Source organism: Photorhabdus sp. RM323S (assembly GCF_042879375.1).
GTDB classification, from domain to species: domain Bacteria; phylum Pseudomonadota; class Gammaproteobacteria; order Enterobacterales; family Enterobacteriaceae; genus Photorhabdus; species Photorhabdus tasmaniensis.
Genome location: NZ_JBHFKZ010000007.1, coordinates 114,457 through 140,313, shown reverse-complemented (window position 1 = coordinate 140,313; position 25,857 = coordinate 114,457). Strand labels below are relative to the sequence as shown.

Genomic DNA, 25,857 nt, shown 5'->3' with positions numbered 1-25,857 from the left:
GCATAATTTTTTGATGTGATTACTCTAAAAGGGCATCAACTGATGCCCTTTTTGTACGTTGTTTATAAGAACCTATCTCATCAATAGTTGTTTTTAATTATTGGTGAGATAGGCTCTGATACAACGAATTGGCTATATATCTCTCAGATATACAATGTCATACTGAATTATGGTGCCAAGTCAGATACAATCACTCAAATTTTTTGGTTCGGTCTGATTTGTTTTGCTCTTGCGAGGCAAGCTGGCTATCTATTTAAATCATAGTTACAGGTTGGTTTATGAGTGCGAATAGCGATGCTCAAGAAAGCAGGCGCGGTCTTGAGGTAATGAAATGGCTATTAGTGGCAGCTTTATTAACAGTTGCTATCGTTGGTAACTACCTTTATCGGGAGTATAGCCTTCCTTTGCGCGCGATAGCGGTTGTTGTTATTGTTGCTCTTGCGGGAGCGGTTGCGCTCTGGACAGCGAAAGGTAAAACCACACTGGCCTTTGCTCGTGAAGCCCGCGTTGAAATGCGCAAAGTCATTTGGCCAACTCGCCAGGAAACGTTGCACACAACTTTGATTGTGGCAGCCGTGACTGCATTGATGTCTTTGATCCTCTGGGGTCTTGACGGCATCCTGGTGCGTTTAGTTTCATTTATTACAGGCCTGAGGTTCTAAGATGTCAGATTCCCCAAAAAAACGTTGGTATGTCATACAGGCATTCTCCGGGTTTGAAGGTCGTGTTGCACAATCTTTACGTGAACATATCAAACTACATGATATGGAAGATTCTTTTGGCGAAGTGATGGTGCCAACAGAGGAAGTTGTTGAGATTCGTAGCGGCCAGCGTCGCAAAAGTGAACGCAAATTCTTCCCTGGGTATGTGCTGGTACAAATGATTATGAACGATGCAACATGGCATCTTGTTCGCAGCGTACCACGTGTCATGGGTTTTATCGGTGGCACATCTGACCGTCCGGCACCAATCAGTGATAAAGAAGTTGATGCAATTATGAATCGCCTTCAGCAGGTTGGTGATAAACCGCGGCCAAAAACATTGTTCGAACCAGGCGAGATGGTCCGTGTCAGCGATGGCCCATTTGCAGACTTCAATGGTGTTGTGGAAGAAGTCGACTACGAGAAAAGCCGCCTGAAGGTATCGGTTTCTATCTTTGGTCGTGCAACACCTGTTGAGCTGGATTTCAGTCAGGTAGAGAAAGCTTAATTTTTAGGCGTATCTTTTGCCGGCTTGCAATAGGCGTGAAATTAACATACAATTTCGCGCCTTTTGTTTTTAGTGGCTTGGCCTGAAAAGGCGGGGCTGGAATAACAGGGAAGCCTTTTAAATAGGCGATATCACCCACATAGAGGAAATTATCAATGGCTAAGAAAGTACAAGCCTATGTCAAGTTGCAGGTTGCAGCTGGTATGGCTAACCCAAGCCCTCCAGTAGGTCCTGCTCTGGGTCAGCAGGGTGTTAACATCATGGAATTCTGTAAGGCGTTCAATGCTAAAACTGATAGCATTGAAAAAGGTCTGCCAATTCCTGTTGTGATCACTGTTTATTCTGATCGCTCTTTCACTTTCGTGACTAAAACCCCACCAGCCGCTGTTCTGTTGAAAAAAGCTGCGGGTGTTAAATCGGGTTCCGGCAAACCGAATAAAGAGAAAGTTGGTAAAGTAACCAGCGCTCAGATTCGTGAAATTGCTGAAACTAAAGCTGCGGATATGACGGGTGCTGACGTTGACGCAATGATGCGTTCAATCGAAGGTACTGCTCGTTCCATGGGCCTGGTAGTGGAGGATTAATCGATGACTAAACTGACCAAGCGCATGCGCACAATCCGTGAAAAAGTTGATGCAACTAAACAGTATGACATTAACGAAGCCGTTGTTCTTCTGAAAGAGCTGGCAACTGCTAAATTCGTAGAAAGCGTTGACGTTGCTGTTAATCTCGGCATCGACGCTCGTAAATCTGACCAGAACGTACGTGGTGCAACCGTACTGCCTCACGGTACTGGCCGTTCCGTTCGCGTAGCTGTATTTACCCAAGGTGCAAACGCTGAAGCTGCTAAAGCGGCTGGCGCAGAACTGGTAGGTATGGAAGACCTGGCTGAACAGGTTAAAAAAGGCGAAATGGACTTTGACGTTGTTATCGCATCTCCAGATGCAATGCGCGTTGTTGGCCAATTAGGTCAAATCCTGGGCCCACGTGGCCTGATGCCAAACCCTAAAGTGGGTACTGTAACGCCTAACGTTGCTGAAGCTGTTCAGAATGCTAAAGCGGGTCAGGTTCGTTACCGTAACGATAAAAACGGTATTATCCACACCACCATTGGTAAAGTTGACTTCGACGCTGACAAACTGAAAGAAAACCTGGAAGCTCTGCTGGTTGCATTGAAAAAAGCAAAACCATCTTCTGCTAAAGGTATTTTCATCAAGAAAGTTAGCTTGTCCACGACTATGGGCGCAGGTGTAGCGATTGACCAGTCTGGTCTGAGCGCTTCAGTTTAATTTGAACTGAATGTGATTACCGCTTTACCTTGGCGTCAGATTTGTCTAAAATTTGGCGCCTTATGTTTGGTTGGTAGATTATTTATTGGCTAAACAAACAATTTTCGGTTGGAGCTTGGCCTAATCCAAGCCCCGTCCAAGACCGCAGGTGTAAGTAATTACTTAATATCCCTGCGTAGACGGTGACAGAGCCAAATGAAATTTATTTCTGGATTCTGCTCACCGTGTTTTAGAGCTCAGACACCGTTGGTGTTGTGAGTGATGTGAGTTCCGGGTACTTCCCGGTTAATCCAGGAGCAAGAAGCTAATGGCACTAAATCTTCAAGACAAACAAGCGATTGTTGCTGAAGTCAGCGAAGTAGCCAAAGGTGCGCTGTCTGCGGTTGTTGCGGATTCTCGTGGCGTTACTGTAGATAAAATGACTGAACTGCGTAAAGCAGGTCGCGAAGCTGGCGTTTATATCCGTGTTGTTCGTAACACACTGATCCGCCGTGCTGTTGAAGGTACTGAATATGAGTGCCTGAAAGAAGCGTTTGTTGGTCCAACCTTGATTGCTTTCTCTAACGAACATCCGGGCGCAGCTGCTCGTCTGTTCAAAGAGTTCGCGAAAGCGAATCCAGCATTCGAGATTAAAGCAGCAGCCTTTGAAGGTGAGTTTATCCCTGCGGACAATATTGACCGTTTGGCAACACTCCCAACTTACGAAGAAGCAATCGCACGCCTGATGTCAACCATGAAAGAAGCCGTTGCCGGCAAACTGGTTCGTACTCTGGCTGCGTTACGCGAGTCACGCGAGCAGAAAGAAGTAGCTTAATTGCCGATTTCCTTTGTTGCTTTTTAACGTATAAATTATTTCTGAATTTTAGGAACACTTGTTATGTCTATCAATAAAGAACAAATTCTGGACGCAGTTGCAAGCATGTCCGTTATGGACGTTGTTGAACTGATCACTGCAATGGAAGACAAATTCGGCGTTTCTGCGGCTGCGGCTGTAGCTGTAGCAGTAGCTGCTGAAGCTGTTGAAGAAAAAACTGAGTTTGACGTTGTGCTGTCTGCGATTGGCGGCAACAAAGTTGCTGTTATCAAAGCAGTACGTGGCGCAACTGGCCTGGGTCTGAAAGAAGCGAAAGATCTGGTTGAAAGCGCTCCAGCAGTACTGAAAGAAGCTATCAGCAAAGATGATGCTGAAACACTGAAAAAATCTCTGGAAGAAGCAGGCGCTTCTGTTGAGATCAAGTAAGTTCAGCGTTAAGTTAGCAGCCTGACTTTAGAGGCTGACGGCTGGTGATTAAAAAATCACCAGCCTTTTTGCGCTGTAGGGCATTAGTCGCATTTCCACTGTTTGGCTACTAATTAACCCCTAAATACTTTTTCCTATTGACGACTTAATATACTGCGTTCTCAGCTACGATCCACTCGGGTAGCTCGGTAGTAAGGTAGCGCAATGAAATGATTTAAGAGTAATAGCAATGAGTACTACGGAAAATAATTCAATTTTCTGTTCGAAAAAACAGTGTCGTAAAGAGCTGTCCTTTAGGGCGGACAGAGTGGGTCACTGATCAGCGAGCTGAGGAACCCTATGGTTTACTCCTATACCGAGAAAAAACGTATTCGTAAGGATTTTGGTAAACGTCCACAAGTTTTGGATATACCTTATCTCCTTTCTATCCAACTTGACTCGTTCCAGAAGTTTATCGAGCAAGATCCAGAAGGCCAGAATGGTTTAGAAGCGGCATTCCGTTCTGTATTCCCAATTCAGAGCTACAGTGGCAGTTCGGAGCTGCAATACGTTAGCTACCGTCTTGGTGAGCCAGTGTTTGATGTGAAAGAGTGCCAGATTCGTGGTGTCACTTATTCTGCACCTCTGCGCGTTAAACTGCGTCTGGTCATCTATGAACGCGAAGCACCGGAAGGCACAGTCAAAGACATCAAAGAACAAGAAGTCTACATGGGTGAAATTCCACTCATGACTGACAACGGTACTTTTGTTATCAATGGTACTGAGAGGGTTATTGTCTCCCAGTTACATCGTAGTCCTGGTGTATTCTTTGACAGCGATAAGGGTAAAACTCATTCATCCGGTAAGGTGCTGTATAACGCGCGTATTATCCCTTACCGTGGTTCTTGGTTAGATTTCGAATTCGATCCAAAAGATAACCTGTTTGTACGCATTGACCGTCGCCGTAAATTGCCGGCAACTATTATTCTGCGTGCAATGGATTACAGCACTGAAAACATCCTGAATCTGTTCTTTAGTAAGACTGTTTTCGCAATTCGTGACAACAAACTCCAGATGACACTGGTGCCAGAGCGTCTGCGTGGTGAAACAGCTTCTTTTGATATTGAAGCAAACGGCAAAGTTTATGTTGAAAAAGGCCGTCGTATTACCGCACGTCATATCCGCCAGTTAGAAAAAGACGAAGTGAACCGCATTGAGGTTCCTGTTGAATACATTGCGGGTAAAGTTGTTGCAAGAGACTACATTGATACCAATACAGGTGAAATTATCTGTGCGGCTAACATGGAACTCTCTTTAGATCTGTTGGCACGCTTAAGCCAGGCTGGTCATAAATCTATCGAAACCCTATTTACCAACGATTTGGATCACGGTGCATATATCTCCGAGACTCTTCGTGTTGACCCAACCAATGATCGTTTGAGCGCTTTGGTTGAGATTTATCGCATGATGCGTCCTGGTGAGCCGCCAACTCGTGAAGCAGCAGAAAATCTGTTTGAAAATCTGTTCTTCTCAGAAGATCGTTATGATCTTTCTGCGGTTGGTCGTATGAAATTCAACCGTTCACTGAGCCGGGAAGAAGTTGAAGGCTCTGGTATTCTGAGTAAAAATGACATCACTGATGTTATGAAGAAACTCATTGATATCCGTAACGGTAAAGGCGAAGTCGACGATATTGACCACTTGGGTAACCGTCGTATCCGCTCCGTAGGCGAAATGGCAGAAAACCAGTTCCGTGTTGGTCTGGTACGTGTTGAGCGTGCGGTTAAAGAGCGTCTGTCTTTGGGTGATCTGGATACCCTGATGCCTCAGGACATGATCAACGCTAAACCGATTTCAGCCGCAGTGAAAGAATTCTTTGGTTCCAGCCAGCTGTCTCAGTTTATGGACCAAAACAACCCGCTTTCTGAAATCACTCACAAACGCCGTATTTCTGCGTTGGGCCCGGGTGGTTTGACCCGTGAGCGTGCAGGCTTCGAAGTGCGTGACGTACATCCAACTCACTATGGTCGTGTATGTCCAATCGAAACTCCGGAAGGTCCGAACATCGGTCTGATTAACTCATTGTCTGTTTATGCGCAGACTAACGAGTATGGTTTCCTTGAAACCCCATACCGTCTGGTTCGTGATGGTGTTGTGACTGATGAAATCCATTACCTGTCTGCGATTGAAGAAGGTAACTTCGTTATCGCACAGGCAAACACCGTATTGGATGATGAAGGTCACTTCGTTGAAGATCTGATAACCTGCCGTAACTATGGCGAATCCAGCTTATTCAACCGTGAACAGGTTGAATATATGGACGTTTCCACTCAACAGGTGGTTTCCGTCGGTGCTTCCTTGATCCCATTCCTGGAACACGATGACGCAAACCGTGCATTGATGGGTGCAAACATGCAACGTCAGGCTGTTCCTACTCTGCGCGCTGATAAGCCGCTGGTAGGTACAGGTATGGAACGTGCTGTAGCGGTTGACTCAGGTGTAACTTCTGTTGCTAAACGCGGTGGTGTGGTTCAGTACGTTGATGCATCCCGTATCGTTATCAAAGTAAACGAAGACGAAATGTATCCGGGTGAAGCGGGTATTGATATCTATAACCTGACTAAATACACCCGTTCTAACCAGAACACCTGTATTAACCAAATGCCATGTGTTTCTCTGGGAGAACCTGTGGAACGCGGTGACGTACTGGCTGACGGTCCATCCACTGATTTGGGTGAGTTGGCGCTGGGTCAGAACATGCGCGTAGCGTTCATGCCGTGGAATGGTTATAACTTCGAGGACTCCATCTTAGTTTCTGAGCGTGTTGTTCAGGAAGATCGCTTTACAACTATTCACATCCAGGAACTGGCTTGTGTATCTCGTGATACCAAATTAGGGCCTGAAGAGATCACCGCTGACATTCCTAACGTGGGTGAAGCCGCGCTCTCCAAACTGGATGAATCCGGTATCGTTTATATTGGTGCAGAAGTTACCGGCGGTGACATTCTGGTTGGTAAAGTGACACCTAAAGGTGAAACTCAGCTGACGCCGGAAGAAAAACTGCTGCGTGCTATCTTCGGTGAGAAAGCGTCTGATGTGAAAGACTCTTCTCTGCGCGTACCAAATGGCGTATCCGGTACGGTTATTGACGTACAGGTATTTACCCGTGATGGCGTCGAAAAAGACAAACGTGCCCTGGAAATCGAAGAGATGCAGCTGCGTCAGGCTAAGAAAGACCTGACAGAAGAGTTGCGGATCTTTGAAGCTGGCTTGTTCGCCCGTATCCGTTCTGTCCTGATTTCTGGCGGCATCGAAGCTGAGAAATTGGATAAGCTGCCTCGTGAACGTTGGTTAGAGCTGGGTCTGGCGGATGAAGAAAAACAGAATCAGTTGGAACAGTTGGCTGAACAGTATGACGAACTGAAAACTGAGTTCGAGAAAAAACTGGACGCTAAACGTCGTAAGATCACTCAGGGCGATGACTTAGCACCGGGTGTGCTGAAAATCGTTAAAGTTTATCTGGCGGTTAAGCGTCAGATTCAGCCTGGTGATAAAATGGCGGGCCGCCACGGTAACAAGGGTGTTATCTCTAAGATCAACCCGATTGAAGATATGCCTTACGATGAAAACGGTACTCCGGTAGATATCGTACTGAACCCACTGGGCGTACCATCACGTATGAACATTGGTCAGATCCTGGAAACTCACTTGGGGATGGCTGCAAAAGGCATTGGTGACAAGATCAATGCGATGCTGAAACAGCAGCAGGAAGCAGCCAAACTGCGTGAATTTATCCAGAAAGCTTATGACCTAGGTGATGAAACCCGTCAAAAAGTTGATCTGAACACTTTCTCTGATGAAGAAGTTATGCGTCTGGCAGAAAACCTGAAAAAAGGGATGCCAATTGCAACACCAGTATTTGATGGTGCGAAAGAGAAAGAAATTAAAGAACTGCTGAAACTGGGTGACTTGCCAACTTCTGGGCAAATTACTCTGTTTGATGGTCGTACTGGTGAGCAATTCGAACGTCAGGTTACCGTTGGCTACATGTATATGCTGAAACTGAACCACCTGGTGGATGACAAAATGCATGCTCGTTCAACCGGTTCGTACAGCTTGGTTACTCAGCAACCGCTGGGTGGTAAGGCGCAGTTCGGTGGTCAACGCTTCGGTGAGATGGAAGTGTGGGCATTGGAAGCATATGGTGCTGCATACACCTTGCAGGAAATGCTCACCGTCAAGTCCGACGATGTTAACGGCCGTACCAAGATGTATAAAAACATCGTGGATGGTAACCACCAGATGGAACCTGGTATGCCGGAGTCCTTCAACGTATTGTTGAAAGAGATCCGCTCTCTGGGGATTAACATCGAGCTGGAAGACGAATAAACCGTATTCCCGCTGGTACTGCCCTGAATGGATATGACGGGCAGTTTACCAGCCAGTGGTTGCACTGGTCATAGGGGAGAGTGGCATGGGCCATTTTCCTGACAGGTCTAACTCCGACAGGAGCCATTTCGTGAAAGACTTATTGAAGTTTCTGAAAGCGCAAACTAAGACCGAAGAGTTTGATGCGATCAAAATTGCTCTGGCCTCACCAGATATGATCCGTTCGTGGTCATTCGGTGAAGTGAAAAAGCCGGAAACTATTAACTACCGTACGTTCAAACCTGAGCGTGACGGCCTTTTCTGTGCCCGTATTTTCGGACCGGTGAAAGACTATGAGTGTTTGTGTGGTAAATACAAACGCTTAAAACACCGTGGTGTAATTTGTGAGAAGTGTGGCGTAGAAGTTACCCAGACTAAAGTTCGTCGTGAGCGTATGGGTCACATTGAACTGGCTTCTCCAACGGCACACATCTGGTTCCTGAAATCATTGCCATCCCGCATCGGTTTGTTGCTGGATATGCCACTGCGTGATATTGAGCGCGTACTGTACTTCGAATCCTATGTGGTTGTAGAAGGCGGTATGACCAGCCTGGAGCGCAGTCAAATCCTGACAGAAGAACAATACCTGGATGCACTGGAAGAGTTCGGTGATGAATTCGATGCGAAGATGGGCGCGGAAGCTATCCAGTCTTTGTTGAAAAATCTCGATCTGGAAAATGAGTGTGAAACTCTGCGTGAAGAGTTAAATGAAACTAACTCTGAAACCAAACGTAAGAAGTTGACCAAGCGTATTAAGTTGTTGGAAGCATTTATTCAATCTGGTAACAAACCAGAATGGATGGTTCTGACCGTTCTGCCAGTTCTACCGCCTGATTTACGTCCACTGGTTCCATTGGATGGCGGCCGTTTTGCCACGTCGGATCTGAACGATCTGTATCGTCGTGTTATTAACCGTAACAACCGTTTGAAACGCCTGCTGGATCTGGCTGCGCCGGATATCATCGTTCGCAACGAAAAACGTATGTTGCAAGAAGCGGTCGATGCCCTGTTGGATAACGGTCGTCGCGGTCGTGCAATTACCGGTTCTAACAAACGTCCTCTGAAATCCCTGGCTGACATGATCAAGGGTAAACAAGGTCGTTTCCGTCAGAACCTGCTGGGTAAACGAGTTGACTACTCTGGTCGTTCTGTAATCACTGTAGGCCCTTACCTGCGTCTGCATCAGTGTGGTCTCCCTAAGAAGATGGCACTGGAACTATTCAAGCCATTCATCTATGGCAAGCTGGAACTACGTGGTTTAGCGACGACGATTAAAGCAGCCAAAAAGATGGTTGAGCGTGAAGAAGCGGTGGTATGGGATATCCTGGATGAAGTGATCCGTGAACACCCGGTTCTGCTGAACCGTGCACCAACACTCCACCGTTTGGGTATTCAGGCATTCGAACCAGTTCTGATCGAAGGTAAAGCGATTCAGTTGCACCCACTGGTGTGTGCGGCATATAACGCCGACTTCGACGGTGACCAGATGGCTGTTCACGTACCGCTGACACTGGAAGCCCAGCTGGAAGCGCGTGCATTGATGATGTCCACCAACAACATTCTGTCTCCTGCGAGTGGTGAGCCAATCATCGTGCCATCTCAGGACGTTGTTCTGGGTCTGTACTACATGACCCGTGACTGTGTTAATGCTAAAGGCGAAGGCATGGTACTGACCGGGCCTAAAGAAGCAGAACGCGTATACCGCGCAGGTCTGGCTTCTCTGCATGCCCGTGTTAAGGTTCGTATCTCAGAAGAAGTGAGAGACGGCGAGGGTAATATCACCACTAGCACTGGTTTGGTTGATACTACCGTTGGGCGTGCAATCCTGTGGATGATCGTCCCAAGAGGTCTGCCTTACTCACTGGTTAACCAACCATTGGGTAAAAAAGCGATCTCCAGAATGCTCAACACTTGCTACCGTGTGATGGGCCTGAAACCAACCGTTATCTTTGCTGACCAGATCATGTACACCGGGTTTGCCTACGCTGCACGTTCAGGTGCATCTGTTGGTATTGATGACATGGTTATCCCAGAGAAAAAAGCGGGGATCATTACAGAAGCAGAAGCAGAAGTTGCTGAAATTCAGGAACAGTTCCAGTCTGGTCTGGTAACAGCTGGCGAACGTTATAACAAGGTTATCGATATCTGGGCCGCAGCAAACGAGCGTGTTGCTAAGGCGATGATGGAAAACCTGTCCACTGAGACAGTCATTAACCGTAACGGTGAAGAGGAGCAACAAGTCTCCTTCAACAGCATCTTTATGATGGCTGACTCCGGTGCGCGTGGTTCTGCTGCTCAGATCCGTCAGTTGGCGGGGATGCGTGGCCTGATGGCTAAACCAGACGGTTCCATTATCGAAACACCAATCACTGCGAACTTCCGTGAAGGCTTGAACGTACTCCAGTACTTCATCTCAACCCACGGTGCTCGTAAGGGTTTGGCGGATACCGCACTGAAAACGGCAAACTCCGGTTACCTGACCCGTCGTTTGGTTGACGTTGCGCAGGATCTAGTTGTTACAGAAGACGACTGTGGTACTCACGACGGTATTCTGATGACGCCGGTTATTGAAGGTGGTGATGTTAAAGAGCCACTGCGTGAGCGTGTACTAGGTCGTGTAACGGCAGAAGATGTTCTGAAACCAGGTACCGCAGATATTCTGGTTCCACGTAACACATTGCTGAATGAAAAATGGTGTGATCTGTTAGAAGAAAGCTCCGTTGACAGCATTAAAGTGCGTTCCGTTGTAAGTTGTGAAACTGACTTCGGTGTTTGTGCGAACTGCTATGGTCGTGACCTTGCCCGCGGACACATCATCAATAAAGGTGAAGCGGTTGGTGTTATTGCGGCGCAGTCAATCGGTGAGCCGGGTACACAGTTGACGATGCGTACGTTCCACATCGGTGGTGCGGCATCCCGTGCGGCAGCGGAATCCAGCATTCAGGTTCGTAACAAAGGTAGCCTGAAACTGTTTAACGCGAAATCCGTTACCAATTCCGCAGGTAAGTTGGTGATTACTTCCCGTAACACCGAACTGTGCCTGATTGACGAATTCGGCCGTACTAAAGAAAGCTATAAAGTGCCTTACGGTGCAGTATTGGGTAAAGGTGATAGTGAAGCAGTTAATGGCGGCGAAACCGTTGCTAACTGGGATCCACATACCATGCCAGTGGTCAGTGAAGTCTCCGGTATCATCCGTTTCGCTGACATGGTAGATGGTCAGACCATTACCCGTCAGACGGATGAGCTGACAGGTTTGTCTTCACTGGTTGTTCTGGATAGTGCAGAGCGTACTGGTAGTGGTAAAGACTTGCGTCCGGCACTGAAAATCGTTGATGCCAAGGGTGACGATGTATTGATCCCAGGTACTGATATGCCTGCTCAATATTTCTTGCCAGGCAAAGCAATTGTTCAGTTAGACGATGGTGTCAGCATCTCTGCGGGTGATACGTTAGCACGTATTCCTCAGGAATCCGGCGGTACGAAAGATATTACCGGTGGTCTGCCACGCGTAGCCGACCTGTTCGAAGCACGTCGTCCGAAAGAGCCTGCAATCCTGGCTGAAGTTAGTGGTATTGTCTCCTTCGGTAAAGAAACCAAAGGTAAACGCCGTCTGGTTATCTCCCCGTTAGATGGTGGTGATGCTTACGAAGAGATGATCCCTAAATGGCGTCAGCTCAACGTATTCGAAGGTGAAGTTGTTGAGCGCGGTGATGTGATCTCCGATGGTCCAGAGTCTCCACATGACATCTTGCGTCTGCGTGGTGTTCATGCGGTTACCCGTTACATCACCAACGAAGTTCAGGAAGTTTACCGTCTGCAAGGGGTTAAGATTAACGATAAACACATTGAGGTTATCGTTCGTCAGATGCTGCGTAAAGCAACCATCGAAAGTGCAGGCAGTTCCGAATTCCTGGAAGGCGAACAGGTTGAATATGCCCGGGTTAAAGTGGCAAACCGTAAGCTGGAACAGGAAGGTAAAGTCCCTGCAATTTATGGACGTGATCTGTTGGGTATCACCAAAGCGTCTCTGGCGACTGAATCCTTCATCTCTGCGGCATCGTTCCAGGAAACGACCCGCGTGTTGACAGAAGCGGCGGTTGCGGGTAAACGTGATGAATTGCGTGGCTTGAAAGAGAACGTCATCGTAGGTCGTCTGATCCCAGCCGGTACGGGTTATGCTTACCATCAGGATCGTATGCGTCGTCGTCAGTTGAATGAACCGTCAGAAGCACCGCAAGTGAGTGTCGATGAAGCAACTGCAAACCTGGCAGAACTGCTGAATGCCGGTTTTGGTAGCGATAAGAAGTAATTCTGTAGAGCAGCACCATAGCTAATTAAATGCCCTCCTTTTCGGAGGGCATTTTCAGATTGTTGACCAAGTACTGGTTTTTATCCGGTATTTTGTTTTAATCAAATTCCGTTCACCATGTTAAAAACACTCTCTCCCCAAACTTTTCCTCCTGAAAAAAGTGCGCTTGAAGAGCGTGTTTCTCACAAGAGCAGTTGCCCTGATATTATGGATTATTTTGAGTCTGTTATAAGCTATAAATAGCAGGAATAAATCTCTATGCGTTTATTTTACATTTACCTAACCTGTCATAACCATTTAAAAACGAAAATAGAGGGAGATTAAAGATTTTATATAAAAGCGGATTTAACTTAATAAATGTACTTTTCAGATAGATCGTGAATTGCGTTTTATCGAAGTCCATTAAACATTAGCAGAGAGTTGAAAAGAAATCAGTATGTGAAAGAATATGATTTTAATAGGCCGATTTTAAGGTGTTTTCTCGCTGTTATTTTACGAAGAAATCTATAGAAAATACTGCAATAAAAAAGTGATAAAACGGTTAATTTTTCAGGATTTAAGCGATGAAAAAGATATTGATTATCCGAAAAAACAAAGGGTGGCGATTTATTAAAACTGCTTAGGATTGCCGGTAAAACAGCGTCAGTAAAGATAGAAAGTGGATATGGTTAACGTTGGTTAAACATAAAACACGATATTCTATAATGATTAAACTTAATAAAAAGCAGATGTTAAAAGTGGTAAAAAAAACCGTTAAAACTCTATATTGATTAAAACCATAACTTTTAATCACAGTTTAAAACCTGCTCATTATAAAGCTTATCAGTGAAAAATAATAAACAAAAACTGGTTTTATTAATGTTTATTTATAACCGATGGAAAAAGGGTAAATAAAAAATGAATTGGTTAATCAGATAATCTATTTTGCAAAATAAACGGTTTTAATAATTTTTCAACTGGGGAATGAATTTTTTCATAAACCAACTAAATCATCAATTGTGAAAAGTTGAAAAAAAGACATCCCCGAATAAATGATTTAACAGAATGCAAAATGAGTTATTTTAAACATTATTATGTTGCATTTTTTATGCAAAACCATGATGCTTTAAATACTCCTGTTTAAACTTGATTTACATTGCTTTAATCCGTTTAATAGCGTTGCTTTTCTACGGTTTGATTTAAACCATTCCTCTTTTTATACCTTTAATGTGATTTAATGATAAAATCAATTTATATCGTTATTTTTTCACGCTATTTTCGCGTTCTGTTAACACTTAAATACCTGTCCAACCGTTATTCCCTTTCTGGCTGATTAATCTGCCAGACCTTTTATCATCGTTGATGCAATCAGGCGTTAATGCCCTCCTTTTCGGAGGACATCTATTTTGCGTTAAACAAACTAATAGTACATTTAGTACATTTACCATAGCCAACATAGGTAAATGGTTTATCCCTTGTTTTTGAGACTGTTGATAAACGTTTCTCGTGCAGTTGAGGATCCAAGGCGTTCCGCTTCCTCAAGCAGATTCAACGCTTTATCAATATTGCCGTTATTAATTTCCTTTTTAATTGCATCACTGAAATAACGTTCTGTGTCGCTCAGGACAGGTTTGGTTTTCAGTGGTATGCGCTGGGTTGCGGTAGCTTGTGTTGACCCAACAACGACTGGCTCCGGTGCCGGGCCTGATAAGACTTGACCAATAGTGATGTTGCCGGCATTTTGTTCCGATTTCACTTTCAGCTTCAACGTACCGGTTTCTGTATGACGAGCAACGGGATCTGGAATGGCAGGAACGGCGTTGCCGACTCCTTGAGCGTAAGCTTTGGCTGGATCAATCATTTGTGTCGATTTTTGCAAATCGGTACGAGTGGTGTAGACCAGTACATAAATTTGCTGCTGCCCCAATGCTGGCGTCAGCTTTAATGTGCCTTCCAACCGATCTGTGGACATCACCCCTGGACGTTCATACGGAAAATAGTCACTTGGATAAAATGCAGCGGGGTGTAATCCCTGATCAAGCACCAGAACATTCGGTGCGTAAACTTGTTTATCTTGTACTAAACTGCTCAGCATAATGTCCAGTGAGCCCCGGTTTGCCGGAATTGCGAATGCAGCTATCGGCCCTTGGATATTTCCTTCATTAAGGTGCTGGGATGTGGCATTAAGGATAATGGTCTGTGTACCGCCGGCGCTAATCGGCTGCCAGTTTAGTTTTTGCAGTGCTGCTGTTGAGAGGGAAGGTGCAACAATATCTTGAGTTGTGGTTGCCTTAGTTGTTGTAGTGATAGGTGTTGCGTAGCTTATCAGAGGAGCTGTGCTACAGAGTAAGGCACTAAGACAAAATGAGATAAGTTTGGTTTTCATTTCTTACCCTTGTTCGGTTGAAAAAAAGAGACTGATATCCACGGGCAAAAGGCATATCAGTCCAAGGCGCTAAAAGTGGCTAAATAATCCGGTTGATCTAAAACCAGCAGTTTTTAATAGCATTACCACCAGGCTTCGAATTGTGCACCAAAGGTGAATTCATCATCGTTGCCACGGCTGAATTTATGTGTTGCTGTATCGCTGTAAGCCATGCCATCAATGTAGCCGTCGTTTTTATTCGCGTTTTTATTCGCATTACCCCATTTTTCATCCCATTTGGCATAGGTGACGAACAGACGGATAGCCGGACGAGACCAAATGCTATCACCAGCCTGCCATTGTTGGGCTAGGGTGATTTTGTATTGATCGTTAGTGTCATTGGTACGCTGGGATTTGACGTTATCATAGCCAATGTCCATCAGGGTGCTCATCGTTGGTGTCCATTTGTACATTGGACGCACACCAACGGTATACCATGTGTTGCCGTTGTTGTTATCACGGTCAGTATCCTGATACATCGCCACATACATGAGATCCCATTTTTCTGCGAGATTAATCGCACCATGATTCAGGATCCGTAGCATATGACCATCATTGTTTACGCTGGCACCTTCAGAGCGACCACTGTTGGAGGAGGTCATGGAATCGGTTGCATACTGAACGACAAATTTGTTAAATCCTCCTAATATGCTCTGTATATGCTCGGCGGTAAACATGAAACCATCTTTGGAAGCATTACGGTCAAGATGGTAGTGGTCTCGTGCATTGGCGCGCCCATAGTCAAAACCAAGCTCCAGGCTACCGCCTGGGTTAACTTCCAAGCCAGATAGACGTATATCGAAGACATCATTGGAAGTGGAGATTTCGTCACGCTGACCAGCAATCCAGCCATGAGAACCACCAGATTCGGTATTGCGGGTAACAGCCAGAGAGAGCTTACTAAAGCCGAGGTCGATATCTTGCAGGCCAGCGCCCGGACCAGAGATATCCCAATAGTAGAAATCGATCATATGCACGTCATGGCGCTGGTAGAAGCGTTTACCTGCCCACAATGTTGAGCCGGGTAACCAGTCGATGACGTTCTTCGCCTGGACATTGACTTCACGGAAAGCAGGATCGGTGGATTCCCAATCTTTTTCTTGCGCCACGGAATAGGCTACGTTGGTATCGAGGTAGAAGCGCTTATCGCCGTCTTTCCATAGCTCCTGACCCAATTTAAGTTCAGCATAGGTTTCACATTCATTACCTAAACGATATTTGCTCTGTGCACCGGTGCTTTGGAAACACTGTTGCTCGCCACCGCTGCCGGTCCAGCCAATACCAGAACGGGCATAGCCGTGGAATTCTACGGCTGACGCTTGCATGGACAGTAATCCAGCCATAACCGTTAATGATATAGGTAATATACGCATTGATTTCATCAATTATTCTCCTGTTGTTTTTTAATTGGCTCAGGCTCAAACACCGGGTTCTTTATGCAAACGCTGGCATGCTGTTCCATCTTCCCGGAATAAATGGCAGCGGTGGGGAGGTAATCCGATGGTGAAGGAGGCCCCTTCTTCCACGAGCACAACATCAGGCTGGCGATAAACCAGATTTTGACGAATAGCCGGGATTTCAATGTGAACTTGGGTTTCATTTCCCAGTTGTTCAACAACCTGAACTATGCCTTCCAGCGTGACATCTGCGATATCACTCGGAAGGAGGTGTTCTGGGCGTATTCCCAGAGATACATTGCTGCCTACTTTTACCCCTTGGCTTTCTACGGGCAGCCAGATTTGCTGGCGATTGGGTAGAGTAATTTGCACCTGATCGACGGCGGTGGCTGTTACTTTAACCGGCAAGAAATTCATTTTGGGTGAGCCAATAAAGCTGGCAACAAAACGATTAACGGGATAGTGGTAAAGCTCAAGTGGTTTACCGATCTGGGCAACATCCCCGCCATCCAACACCACGATTCTGTCGGCCAGCGTCATTGCTTCAACCTGATCGTGGGTGACATAAATCATTGTACGTTGCAGGCGTTTGTGCAGGCGTGAAATTTCAATGCGCATTTGGACGCGCAGTGCAGCGTCCAGATTGGAGAGTGGTTCATCCAATAGAAAAACATTTGGTTCAGCGACCAGAGTACGGCCAATGGCGACACGCTGGCGCTGCCCACCTGATAGTGCTTTAGGGCGGCGATCAAGCAGATGAGCGAGTTGAAGCATCTCCGCAACTTGCTTCACGCGCTGCTGAATGTCACTTTTTTTGGCACCGGCCAGCTTCATACCAAACGACATATTGTCTGCAACAGACAGGTGGGGGTACAGTGCATAGGACTGAAAAACCATCCCAACGCCACGTTTGGCGGGTGGTACATCGTTTATACGTATATTGTTGATCAGCAAATCACCAGAAGTGATATCTTCCAGACCTGCAATCATCCTTAATATTGTCGATTTTCCACATCCTGATGGACCGACAAAAACCACGAATTCTCCTTCTTGTATCTCAAGGTTGATGTTCTTAGAAATAATAGTTTCACCATAAGCCTTAGATACATTACGTAGTGTGACGCTCGACATGTGTTCCCCCGGACTATCACCGCAATCCGCGGTGAAAAACAATAAGCCAGAGTGTGTTTAAGATAGTGGGTGAGTAAATCCTCCATACCCAAGTTTTTTATGGGGGAGGAGTCAGGAGGATGAGATAAGAGTTGTTGAGGCGGTTAGGTATGAGCTGCTGGATAAAGTGTGATCTTTACTACAAAAAAAGATGTCTCTTTTTGTGGTCAACAACACGGTTCCTCTGTTTTTGCAATGCAGATCACACCCATCTCAGTTGGGGCGTAGAGCGGGGGAGGATGAGTATTTCTATTGTCGGTTGCACACTAACTTCGCACTCTCTGCCAATGTAACAAAACAGTTCACCCTGAACCTATTCAAACTATAAGTAAAGGACGGAATGATGACAAAAACAAACTTGAAAATGGGTGCCCGCACCCTGGCGCTTTCTGTTTTAGCCACTCTTGTGCTTTCTGCCTCTGCTTTGGCAAAAATTGAGGAAGGTAAGCTGGTTATCTGGATCAACGGCGACAAAGGCTACAATGGCCTGGCGCAAGTCGGTGAGAAATTTGAAAAAGATACGGGTGTCAATGTGACTGTTGAACATCCAAACAAGTTTGAAGAGAAGTATTCACAAGTCGCAGCAACTGGTGATGGGCCAGATATTATTTTCTGGGCCCATGACCGCTTTGGGGGTTATGCACAGTCTGGTCTGGTGGCGGAAATTACGCCGGATCAAAACTTTAAGGACAAACTGTTTCCGTTCACCTGGGATGCTGTGCGCTATGACGGTAAATTGGTGGGTTATCCTATTGCGGTTGAAGCCCTCTCCCTTATTTACAATAAAGACCTTGTGAAGACACCGCCCAAAACTTGGGAAGAGATCCCGGCTCTGGATAAGGAACTGAAGAGTAAGGGCAAAAGCGCCATTATGTTTAATTTGCAAGAGCCTTATTTCTCTTGGCCGCTGATTGCTGCTGATGGGGGATATGCTTTCAAGATGGAAAACGGCTCATATAACGTGAGAAATGCCGGAGTCAATAATGCTGGCTCTAAAGCAGGACTGAATTTTATTATAGATTTGGTAAAAAATAAGCATCTGAGCGTGGATACTGATTATTCTATTGCCGAATCAGCGTTCAACAAAGGTGAAACGGCTATGACTATTAATGGTCCGTGGGCGTGGGCTAACATCGACAAAAGTAAGATAAATTACGGTGTGGCGTTGTTACCAACCTTTAAAGGTAATCCGTCTAAGCCGTTTGTCGGCGTATTGACGGCAGGTATCAATGCTGCCAGCCCGAATAAAGAGCTGGCGAAGGAGTTCCTGGAAAACTATTTGCTGACCAATGATGGTCTGGATATGGTGAATAAGGATAAACCGTTGGGAGCCGTGGCGCTGAAATCCTATCAGGATATTCTGGCCAAGGATCCCCGCATTTCTGCCACTATGGAAAATGCTCAAAAAGGCGAAATCATGCCGAACATCTCACAGATGAGCAGTTTTTGGTACGCCATGCGCAGTGCCGTTGTTAATGCGTTGGCTGGCCGTCAGACCGTTGATGCTGCACTTAGTGACGCAGAAACCCGTATGACCAAATAACTTGTAGACTCTCTTCTTCCGAAGGGAGTTCTTTCCAGCAACAGTAAGGATGCTTGTTTGCAGGAAGATTGATCAAACTATCCGCAAGCTGTTACAGCCGCAGTAAAAAAAGAAGAACATTATGTCAGCGACGCTCAAAGAAACATCATGGTGGCAGAGTTCTGCTCTGAAATGGTTTGCAGTGAGCCTGTGTATACTCTTTACCGGTTATTTGGTGGTATTGATGTATTCTCAGGGAGAGTATCTGTTTGCAATGCTGACACTGGTATTGTTGGGAACGGGGATTTACGTTTTCGCTAACCGTAATACTTATGCTTGGCGCTATGTTTATCCAGGTATAGCGGGAATGGGGCTGTTTGTGTTGTTTCCGCTCATTTGCACCATTGCCATTGCCTTTACCAACTATAGCAGTACTAATCAACTGACTTTTGATCGTGCGCAATCTGTCCTGATGAGCCGTCAGTATCAGTCAGGGCAAACATTCACTTTCAGGCTCTATCCAAAATCCGATCTATGGATTCTGGCATTGGATGCGCCGGGTCAGACTAAGCAACTGGTATCGGAGCCGTTTTCTCTGTCAGTAACGGAAGAAACGACTTTACGTTTGTATGAACAGGATACCGCTCAGAGCGGTGAAGCGGCGACATTGCGTATTATTACCCAGAATCGACAAGCGCTGAATCAGTTGGTTGCTGTTTTACCGGATGGTCAGTTACTGAGAATGAGTTCGCTTCGTCAATTCTCTGGTGTACATCCTCAATACTCTCTTGGGGAAGATGGCAAGGCTCTTACTAACAATCAAACAGGCACGCTTTACCGTCCTAATACCGATACCGGTTTCTATCAGTCTGTTAATGCTGAGGGACAATGGGGAAATGAGACGTTAACGCCGGGATTTACTGTTTCCATTGGCTGGAAAAATTTCCTGCGTGTGATACAGGATGAAGGTATTCAGAAGCCGTTTCTCTCTATTTTTGTTTGGACGGTTGTGTTTGCTCTGTTCACTGTGGTGTTGACTGTTGCTGTCGGCATGGTTCTGGCCTGTATCGTGCAGTGGGAAGCATTGAAGGGCCGTGCTGTTTATCGCGTGCTGTTAATCTTGCCGTATGCCGTGCCATCGTTTATTTCTATTTTGATTTTCAAAGGGTTATTTAACCAGAGTTTTGGTGAGATCAACCTGTTGCTTAACGGTTTGTTCGGTCTTAAGCCCGCTTGGTTTACCGATCCGACATTGGCGCGAACCATGCTGATTGTGGTGAATACCTGGTTGGGGTATCCCTATATGATGATTCTCTGCATGGGGTTGTTGAAAGCAATACCGGATGATCTGTATGAAGCATCAGCGATGGATGGTGCAGGCCCGTTTCAGAACTTTTTTAAGATTACCTTCCCGCTGCTGATTAAACCGTTGATGCCGCTGATGATTGCCAGTTTCGCTTTTAACTTCAACAACTTTGTTCTGATTCAGTTGTTGACTTATGGCCGGCCGGATCACATTGGCACTACGACGCCGGCGGGCTATACCGATTTACTAGTGAGCTATACCTATCGTATTGCTTTCGAAGGGGGGGGTGGTCAGGATTTTGGCCTGGCTGCAGCGATTGCCACCATTATCTTTTTGCTGGTTGGCGCACTGGCCATTATTAATCTAAAAACCACCCGCATTAAATTTGACTAAGGAGGGAATACAATGGCGATGATTCAATCCAAATCGCAGAAATGGCGTTTGTTGGCGACACATTTGTTGATGTTAACCTTTATTGCCATAATTTTGTTCCCGATGCTGATGGTTATTACCATCTCCCTGCGGCCAGGGAATTTTGCCACTGGTAGTCTGATCCCGGAAAGTATCTCTTGGGAGCACTGGAAATTGTCGCTCGGCTACAGTGTGGTATCACCGGATGGTCGTGTCACTCCGCCACCTTTCCCGGTTTTGCTATGGCTTTGGAACTCTATTAAGGTTGCCTTTATTACCGCTGTAGGTATCGTTACGTTATCGACCACCTGCGCTTATGCCTTTGCCCGTATGCGTTTTCGCGGTAAAAGTGCTTTACTGAAAGGCATGTTGATTTTTCAGATGTTCCCGGCGGTTCTTTCCTTAGTGGCGTTATATGCCTTGTTTGACCGGTTGGGGGAGTACTTACCGTTTATGGGCCTCAATACCCACGGCGGCGTTATCTTTGCTTATCTAGGTGGCATTGCGTTGCATGTCTGGACGATTAAAGGTTACTTCGAAACCATTGACGGCTCTCTGGAAGAGGCTGCTGCGCTTGATGGTGCGACACCATGGCAGGCGTTCCGTATGGTATTGCTACCGCTCTCTGTACCGATTCTGGCCGTCGTGTTCATTCTTTCCTTCATTGGTGTGATTACGGAAGTGCCGGTTGCTTCACTGCTTCTTAGAGATGTGAACAATTACACTTTGGCTGTGGGGATGCAACAATACCTTAACCCACAGAACTATCTCTGGGGCGATTTTGCCGCCGCTGCGGTACTCTCAGCGCTCCCGATTACCATAGTCTTCCTGGTTGCTCAGCGTTGGCTGGTCAGTGGTTTGACAGCGGGAGGAGTAAAAGGCTGATAATGCCTGCCGCCTGGACCTTGTATTCCACAAACGTTTGTAGTTGCCGCCACGCCAACGGTGCAATCTTGCCCTGAGTCGTTTTCCGGCTTTTATTCGCGCTCGAATATGGGTCAGATTTTCGAGAACGATTATCCCCACTCCGGCTTCGGTGACGGCGGCTACGATAGCTTTACTCGTTTCATGATTTATCTGTTTTACCCGTCTCATCTCCTTGCCAGAGACCTGCCGCAGCTTTTGTTTTGCACTTTGGCTGCCATTGGTGGGCAAGGTGACGGGCGCGCTGTTCTCGCAGTTGCTCGCCGCCAAAAACCCTGCCCAGACTGTGGGTAGCGAGATTATTTTCCCCGACATCAACACCCAGTGTTTTGTCGGAAACAACGGGCGAGCATTCTGTCTGTTCAACAACGAGGTTGAAAAACCAGACACCTTTACGGCAGATCAGTTCAGCTTCTTTGGGCTGACCGGCGTCCAGAATGCGGCGCTGATGTGCCCCGAATATCATCGGGATATGAGCGCGACCGTTAAGTGAGCAGTCACTTGAATAATCAAATTACTCTCGAAAACTGTCGCTGGCGGACCTGCTGGCGCAGGTAAATATCAAAGCACATACAGATGTTACGGATAAGCAACCGGCCCCGTGGTGTCACCCGGATCTGTTTTTCATCCATTTCCACTAGCCCATCGTCAACCAATGGTGCCAATAATTGCAAATCTTCCGCGAAATACTTGGTAAAACTCAGATTATATTGTTGCTCAATATCAGCAAAATTTAGCCGGAAATTACAGATCAGCGCTTTAATCACATCACGACGGATACAATCATCCTGAGACAGGGTTAAACCACGCCACAGGGCATGCCCCTGTTTTTCGACCTGCGCATAGTAGGTTTTTAACTCTTTCTGGTTCTGAGAATAGCTATCGGCCAACATGCTGATAGCAGAAACGCCTATTCCCAGAAGATCACACTCTTCCTGAGTGGTATAACCCTGAAAATTGCGGTGCAACCTCCCTTCCCTCTGAGCTACCGCCAATTCATCATCCGGGCGCGCAAAATGGTCCATGCCAATAAACTGGTAACCATTTCCCGTCAGTGTTGCAATGGTTTCTTGCAAAATATCTAACTTTTGTTCGGCACTTGGTAAATCATGCTCTTTAATTTTACGTTGGGCGGCAAACAAATTCGGTAAATGAGCATAATTGAAAACACTCATTCTGTCCGGTGATAACGCTAATACTCGTTTCAAAGTGAAAGCAAAACTTTCAGGTGTCTGTTTCGGCAAGCCATAAATCAGGTCAATACTGGTGGAATTGAAACCGGTTTCACGGGCTCGTGTTACCAGAGCAAAGATAACACCTTCATCCTGTTCTCGATTAACCAGATGCTGTACTTCTTTATTAAAATCCTGCACTCCCATGCTCAGACGGTTAAAACCTTCACTGCGCAGGTGATTAATCACATCCAGTTCAATTTCACGCGGATCGATTTCAATAGAAATTTCAGCATCCGGTAAAAAATTAAAATGGTGACGCAACATTCCCATCAATTTACTGATTTGGTTTTTATCAAGATAGGTTGGCGTACCACCACCCCAATGCATCTGGCTAACGTTGCGGCCAAAAAACAGTTTCGAACGCTCACGGATTTCACGTTCAAGCAATTGCAAATATTCATCTGCTTTATGCTTCTGGCGAGTCACCAATTTATTGCAACCACAGAAATAACAGAGTTTATGGCAAAATGGGATATGGACGTAGAGAGAAAGCGATCGTTCAGGGTAACAGGCAGCCGCCTGTATAAATGCTGCATTATCATACTGTTGATTGAATTCCAACGCCGTAGGGTATGAAGTATAACGGGGGCCGGAGTAATTGTATTTCTGGATCAAAGGCAGATCCCAAACTATGGCTTGCTCAGACATTCTTATTCCTTCCGATGTTCCTGTCTACCAAAACGCAACGCTTGCAATTGTTTGATATGTTGCGCCGTGGTGACTCCGCGCAGCCGGGTTTTACGCCGCGACAATCGCCATAGTTTACCCAATAACCACAGCAGATAACATACTAACAGTGTGGTTATAAGGGTTAATCCGCCTTTGATCATGGAGGATTAAATTAATTGCCTTTCAGCAGTTGCATAATGTCATCTGGTTTCTCTTCTTCGCCTTCTTCCTCACCTGGATCAATCCCCAGCTCTTCCATCAGGGCATCAATGCGATCTAGTGTAGCGTCAACATAAACATTATCTTCTTCAGACAGTTTTTCGCCATTTTCCAGACGTTCCAACAATGCATCCAAACGGTCATCATTTTCCAGCATTGCCAGCTCTTCCTGTGGCGACAGACGCGGTTTTGTCTCAGCTTTAGCTTTGACCGCCACGGGTTTCACCGATGTCTCTCCGACAATCAGTGGAACAAGCACTTTACTGCCAAGACGTGGATCACGCTGCTCCCTGCCTGCTTGATGTTTGTCGCTGCTTTGTTCCTTATGACGGCTACCTGCCGGATTACCACTGTGCTTTTTCTGGCGCTTACGCTCACGCCCTTCCGCATTCAATTCTTCGCGGCTCTTTCTTTTCTGTTTACCAGCAGATGCTTTCGCCGGTGCTTTTTTCTTTAACTGGTTCATAGCCCGTTACTCAGTTTAGTTTATCAGGGGATTGCTGCGGCGGAATCTAGCAGAAACCACACGTATAGAAAAGCGCCACAGATAATTCTTTCTCTTTAAAAATCTAGCCAAAGTCCTTTATTATTCATGATTGGTTTAACCATCAGCGAATATTCTATTAATCTTGGCTTTCAATAAGTGATGAATTGATATGCTTTTTTCTGATACCTCTTCCTACAAGCCCGTCTATTTATGGGTAATTAGTTATGCTTTGTTGTGGATTATCGTGGGTTATTCATTTGATCCAACTGTCCCCTATGATGCCGTAGAAGCATTGAACTGGGGTAAAAACGGAGAATGGGGATCACCTAAAAATCCGTGGCTGGTGGGCGCAATGATGCTGCCTGCTATCCATATAAGCGGTATTTCATTAAGTTTTTACTGGTACTTCATACACTTTATCGCTATCGCTGTTGGTATGCTGGGTGTATGGCATCTGGCGTTCCGGCTGACAGGGAAAAAAGAGCTGGCATGGCTTGCCATGCTGATATTGAACCTATCCGGTATTATTAATTTTGATATTATTCCTTACAATGATAATTATCTACTGATCATGCTATGGCCGTGGACTATGCTGTTCTTTTTGCGGGCAGTGTATGACAACCCATACTGGTGGATAGCATTTGCACTCAGTTCCGGGCTGGCAACGATGGGGAAATACTCCTCCCTGGCACTGGTTGGTTCGGTTTTTCTACTGACATTGTTTGTACCCAAAGTTCGTCAATGTTACCGCCAACCGGCTCTCTATATCGCCCTGGTTATCTGGTTTATGCTGGTGCTGCCTAATGTTTGGTGGTTGTGGAACAATGATTTTGCTGCCTTCAAATGGATAGATTCACAGATTGATCGCGGTTTTAATCTGCATACTACCAGATCGTTATTATCCGTGTTTTATCCACTGATTATTGTTGGCATCATTATCTACACTCTTGGAGGCCGTATTGGCTGGCCAAAAGAGCAACCGAGCCGACTGGCAAACATGGTTATTCTGTTGCCATTACTGATTATCTATTGCTGGTTCTCATTCAATGAGGGCGGAAGAATGACTGAATGGTTGCAGCCCTTTATGTCTGTTTCGTCAGCGCTGTTTGTCGGTTCTATCACCCGTTTTCCACAAAAATCATTACTCAGCACCCTGCGCGGATTGGCAGTCACCGCCGTATTGGTTTTGATGGGATATGTTTTTGTTATGGCCGCTAATGTCCGTGGTGCCGGACATGAATTTGAAGGTATCAAAGATTTTTCCTGGCAACTGGATCAACGCTGGCATGAGCTCTATTCAACACCTTTACATTATGTCGGGGGCGAATACTTGCATCAGTGGCTAACTTTCTACGCACCAAGTCAACCAGATACGATCCAACCTTGGACGTTGGAAGGGCAAGCGCCAAATGTCTATAACCGCCATGTTAAAGCAAGTGATATTGTACGCGACGGCGCTATTTTGATCGGAGGAAAAGGTAAAACCTGTGAACAGGAAGATTTTCACAGCGTTTTACAAGACTGGCCCAAACTGAAAATAAACAGCACTGAAGAGTTTCTTTTCCAGCCTGAACCTGAAACGAAACCAATACTGATCTGCGTAGGTTTTGTGTCACCGGAAAAATATCAGTAGTTTTCTCTGAAATTTGAAAGCCT

General features: G+C 45.9%; 19 protein-coding genes. 12 read left to right on the top strand and 7 right to left on the bottom strand.

The window, feature by feature from the left end:
• Window positions 1-278: 278 nt before the first annotated feature.
• From secE to rpoC, 8 genes are all read left to right on the top strand, one after another.
• Window positions 279-662, top strand: a complete 384-nt coding sequence (gene secE, locus ACGF7G_RS05635; protein ID WP_387464083.1) for a preprotein translocase subunit SecE — start codon at window positions 279-281, stop codon at window positions 660-662.
• Window position 663: 1 nt separating this feature from the next.
• Entirely contained in the window at window positions 664-1,209 is a 546-nt protein-coding gene (gene nusG, locus ACGF7G_RS05630) for a transcription termination/antitermination protein NusG (protein WP_011144820.1), read from the top strand.
• A gap of 155 nt (window positions 1,210-1,364) precedes the next feature.
• The gene (rplK, locus tag ACGF7G_RS05625) at window positions 1,365-1,793 is read left to right on the top strand and encodes a 50S ribosomal protein L11 (protein WP_133814335.1); all 429 of its coding nucleotides are present in this window, start codon (window positions 1,365-1,367) and stop codon (window positions 1,791-1,793) included.
• A 3-nt stretch (window positions 1,794-1,796) separates the two neighbouring features.
• Window positions 1,797-2,498 (top strand): 50S ribosomal protein L1, encoded by a 702-nt coding sequence (gene rplA, locus ACGF7G_RS05620; RefSeq protein WP_133814336.1) that lies wholly within the window; start codon window positions 1,797-1,799, stop codon window positions 2,496-2,498.
• Window positions 2,499-2,805: 307 nt separating this feature from the next.
• Window positions 2,806-3,312, top strand: coding sequence for a 50S ribosomal protein L10 (gene rplJ, locus ACGF7G_RS05615; RefSeq protein ID WP_133814337.1), 507 nt, complete (start codon window positions 2,806-2,808; stop codon window positions 3,310-3,312).
• 63 nt (window positions 3,313-3,375) lie between these two features.
• The gene (rplL, locus tag ACGF7G_RS05610) at window positions 3,376-3,738 is read left to right on the top strand and encodes a 50S ribosomal protein L7/L12 (RefSeq protein ID WP_387464082.1); all 363 of its coding nucleotides are present in this window, start codon (window positions 3,376-3,378) and stop codon (window positions 3,736-3,738) included.
• Window positions 3,739-4,077: 339 nt separating this feature from the next.
• On the top strand, window positions 4,078-8,106 hold the full coding sequence (gene rpoB, locus ACGF7G_RS05605; protein ID WP_133814339.1) for a DNA-directed RNA polymerase subunit beta: 4,029 nt from the start codon (window positions 4,078-4,080) through the stop codon (window positions 8,104-8,106).
• A 130-nt stretch (window positions 8,107-8,236) separates the two neighbouring features.
• Window positions 8,237-12,457 (top strand): DNA-directed RNA polymerase subunit beta', encoded by a 4,221-nt coding sequence (gene rpoC / locus ACGF7G_RS05600; RefSeq protein ID WP_133814340.1) that lies wholly within the window; start codon window positions 8,237-8,239, stop codon window positions 12,455-12,457.
• A 1,447-nt stretch (window positions 12,458-13,904) separates the two neighbouring features.
• Here rpoC and malM read toward each other — a convergent pair.
• The 3 genes from malM to malK all read right to left on the bottom strand — a co-directional run bounded on the left by malM (window position 13,905) and on the right by malK (window position 17,389).
• Window positions 13,905-14,822 carry a maltose operon protein MalM gene (malM, locus tag ACGF7G_RS05595; protein WP_387464080.1) on the bottom strand — a complete coding sequence of 306 codons (918 nt, stop codon included), beginning with the start codon at window positions 14,820-14,822 and terminating at the stop codon, window positions 13,905-13,907.
• Between the two features lie 122 nt (window positions 14,823-14,944).
• Entirely contained in the window at window positions 14,945-16,243 is a 1,299-nt protein-coding gene (locus ACGF7G_RS05590) for a maltoporin (protein ID WP_387464078.1), read from the bottom strand.
• A gap of 36 nt (window positions 16,244-16,279) precedes the next feature.
• Window positions 16,280-17,389 carry a maltose/maltodextrin ABC transporter ATP-binding protein MalK gene (gene malK, locus ACGF7G_RS05585; RefSeq protein WP_387464076.1) on the bottom strand — a complete coding sequence of 370 codons (1,110 nt, stop codon included), beginning with the start codon at window positions 17,387-17,389 and terminating at the stop codon, window positions 16,280-16,282.
• Window positions 17,390-17,771: 382 nt separating this feature from the next.
• On the opposite strand from malK, the gene malE reads away from it, so the two are divergent.
• From malE to malG, 3 genes are all read left to right on the top strand, one after another.
• On the top strand, window positions 17,772-18,971 hold the full coding sequence (gene malE, locus ACGF7G_RS05580) for a maltose/maltodextrin ABC transporter substrate-binding protein MalE (protein ID WP_133814344.1): 1,200 nt from the start codon (window positions 17,772-17,774) through the stop codon (window positions 18,969-18,971).
• Between the two features lie 121 nt (window positions 18,972-19,092).
• Window positions 19,093-20,649, top strand: a complete 1,557-nt coding sequence (gene malF, locus ACGF7G_RS05575) for a maltose ABC transporter permease MalF (protein WP_387464075.1) — start codon at window positions 19,093-19,095, stop codon at window positions 20,647-20,649.
• A gap of 12 nt (window positions 20,650-20,661) precedes the next feature.
• A complete protein-coding gene (gene malG / locus ACGF7G_RS05570; RefSeq protein ID WP_133814346.1) occupies window positions 20,662-21,552 on the top strand; it encodes a maltose ABC transporter permease MalG in 891 nt (296 codons plus the stop codon).
• Here the strand turns inward: malG and ACGF7G_RS05565 are convergent.
• The 4 genes from ACGF7G_RS05565 to yihI all read right to left on the bottom strand — a co-directional run bounded on the left by ACGF7G_RS05565 (window position 21,469) and on the right by yihI (window position 24,180).
• On the bottom strand, window positions 21,469-21,762 hold the full coding sequence (locus ACGF7G_RS05565) for an IS200/IS605 family accessory protein TnpB-related protein (protein ID WP_387464074.1): 294 nt from the start codon (window positions 21,760-21,762) through the stop codon (window positions 21,469-21,471). The two genes, malG and ACGF7G_RS05565, sit on opposite strands and share 84 nt — an antisense overlap.
• Window positions 21,734-22,057: a hypothetical protein gene (locus ACGF7G_RS05560; protein WP_387464073.1), complete on the bottom strand. Its 324-nt coding sequence runs from the start codon at window positions 22,055-22,057 to the stop codon at window positions 21,734-21,736. Before ACGF7G_RS05560 ends, ACGF7G_RS05565 begins: the two co-directional genes overlap by 29 nt.
• A gap of 43 nt (window positions 22,058-22,100) precedes the next feature.
• Entirely contained in the window at window positions 22,101-23,474 is a 1,374-nt protein-coding gene (hemN, locus tag ACGF7G_RS05555; protein ID WP_387464071.1) for an oxygen-independent coproporphyrinogen III oxidase, read from the bottom strand.
• Between the two features lie 193 nt (window positions 23,475-23,667).
• Entirely contained in the window at window positions 23,668-24,180 is a 513-nt protein-coding gene (gene yihI / locus ACGF7G_RS05550) for a Der GTPase-activating protein YihI (protein WP_387464069.1), read from the bottom strand.
• 190 nt (window positions 24,181-24,370) lie between these two features.
• Here yihI and ACGF7G_RS05545 point away from each other — a divergent pair, with 190 nt between their 5' ends.
• A complete protein-coding gene (locus tag ACGF7G_RS05545; protein ID WP_387464068.1) occupies window positions 24,371-25,834 on the top strand; it encodes an ArnT family glycosyltransferase in 1,464 nt (487 codons plus the stop codon).
• Window positions 25,835-25,857 lie beyond the last annotated feature (23 nt).

What these genes read in the sequence shown, in the direction of transcription:
- rplJ (WP_133814337.1), top strand. Translation starts at nt 2,806, where the DNA reads ATGGCACTAAATCTTCAAGACAAACAAGCGATTGTTGCTGAAGTCAGC.
- yihI (WP_387464069.1), bottom strand. Translation starts at nt 24,180, where the DNA reads ATGAACCAGTTAAAGAAAAAAGCACCGGCGAAAGCATCTGCTGGTAAA.
- malE (WP_133814344.1), top strand. Translation starts at nt 17,772, where the DNA reads ATGACAAAAACAAACTTGAAAATGGGTGCCCGCACCCTGGCGCTTTCT.
- malK (WP_387464076.1), bottom strand. Translation starts at nt 17,389, where the DNA reads ATGTCGAGCGTCACACTACGTAATGTATCTAAGGCTTATGGTGAAACT.
- malG (WP_133814346.1), top strand. Translation starts at nt 20,662, where the DNA reads ATGGCGATGATTCAATCCAAATCGCAGAAATGGCGTTTGTTGGCGACA.
- hemN (WP_387464071.1), bottom strand. Translation starts at nt 23,474, where the DNA reads ATGTCTGAGCAAGCCATAGTTTGGGATCTGCCTTTGATCCAGAAATAC.
- malF (WP_387464075.1), top strand. Translation starts at nt 19,093, where the DNA reads ATGTCAGCGACGCTCAAAGAAACATCATGGTGGCAGAGTTCTGCTCTG.
- rplA (WP_133814336.1), top strand. Translation starts at nt 1,797, where the DNA reads ATGACTAAACTGACCAAGCGCATGCGCACAATCCGTGAAAAAGTTGAT.
- rpoB (WP_133814339.1), top strand. Translation starts at nt 4,078, where the DNA reads ATGGTTTACTCCTATACCGAGAAAAAACGTATTCGTAAGGATTTTGGT.
- ACGF7G_RS05565 (WP_387464074.1), bottom strand. Translation starts at nt 21,762, where the DNA reads ATGAGACGGGTAAAACAGATAAATCATGAAACGAGTAAAGCTATCGTA.
- rplK (WP_133814335.1), top strand. Translation starts at nt 1,365, where the DNA reads ATGGCTAAGAAAGTACAAGCCTATGTCAAGTTGCAGGTTGCAGCTGGT.
- ACGF7G_RS05590 (WP_387464078.1), bottom strand. Translation starts at nt 16,243, where the DNA reads ATGAAATCAATGCGTATATTACCTATATCATTAACGGTTATGGCTGGA.
- ACGF7G_RS05560 (WP_387464073.1), bottom strand. Translation starts at nt 22,057, where the DNA reads ATGATATTCGGGGCACATCAGCGCCGCATTCTGGACGCCGGTCAGCCC.
- ACGF7G_RS05545 (WP_387464068.1), top strand. Translation starts at nt 24,371, where the DNA reads ATGCTTTTTTCTGATACCTCTTCCTACAAGCCCGTCTATTTATGGGTA.
- rplL (WP_387464082.1), top strand. Translation starts at nt 3,376, where the DNA reads ATGTCTATCAATAAAGAACAAATTCTGGACGCAGTTGCAAGCATGTCC.
- nusG (WP_011144820.1), top strand. Translation starts at nt 664, where the DNA reads ATGTCAGATTCCCCAAAAAAACGTTGGTATGTCATACAGGCATTCTCC.
- malM (WP_387464080.1), bottom strand. Translation starts at nt 14,822, where the DNA reads ATGAAAACCAAACTTATCTCATTTTGTCTTAGTGCCTTACTCTGTAGC.
- secE (WP_387464083.1), top strand. Translation starts at nt 279, where the DNA reads ATGAGTGCGAATAGCGATGCTCAAGAAAGCAGGCGCGGTCTTGAGGTA.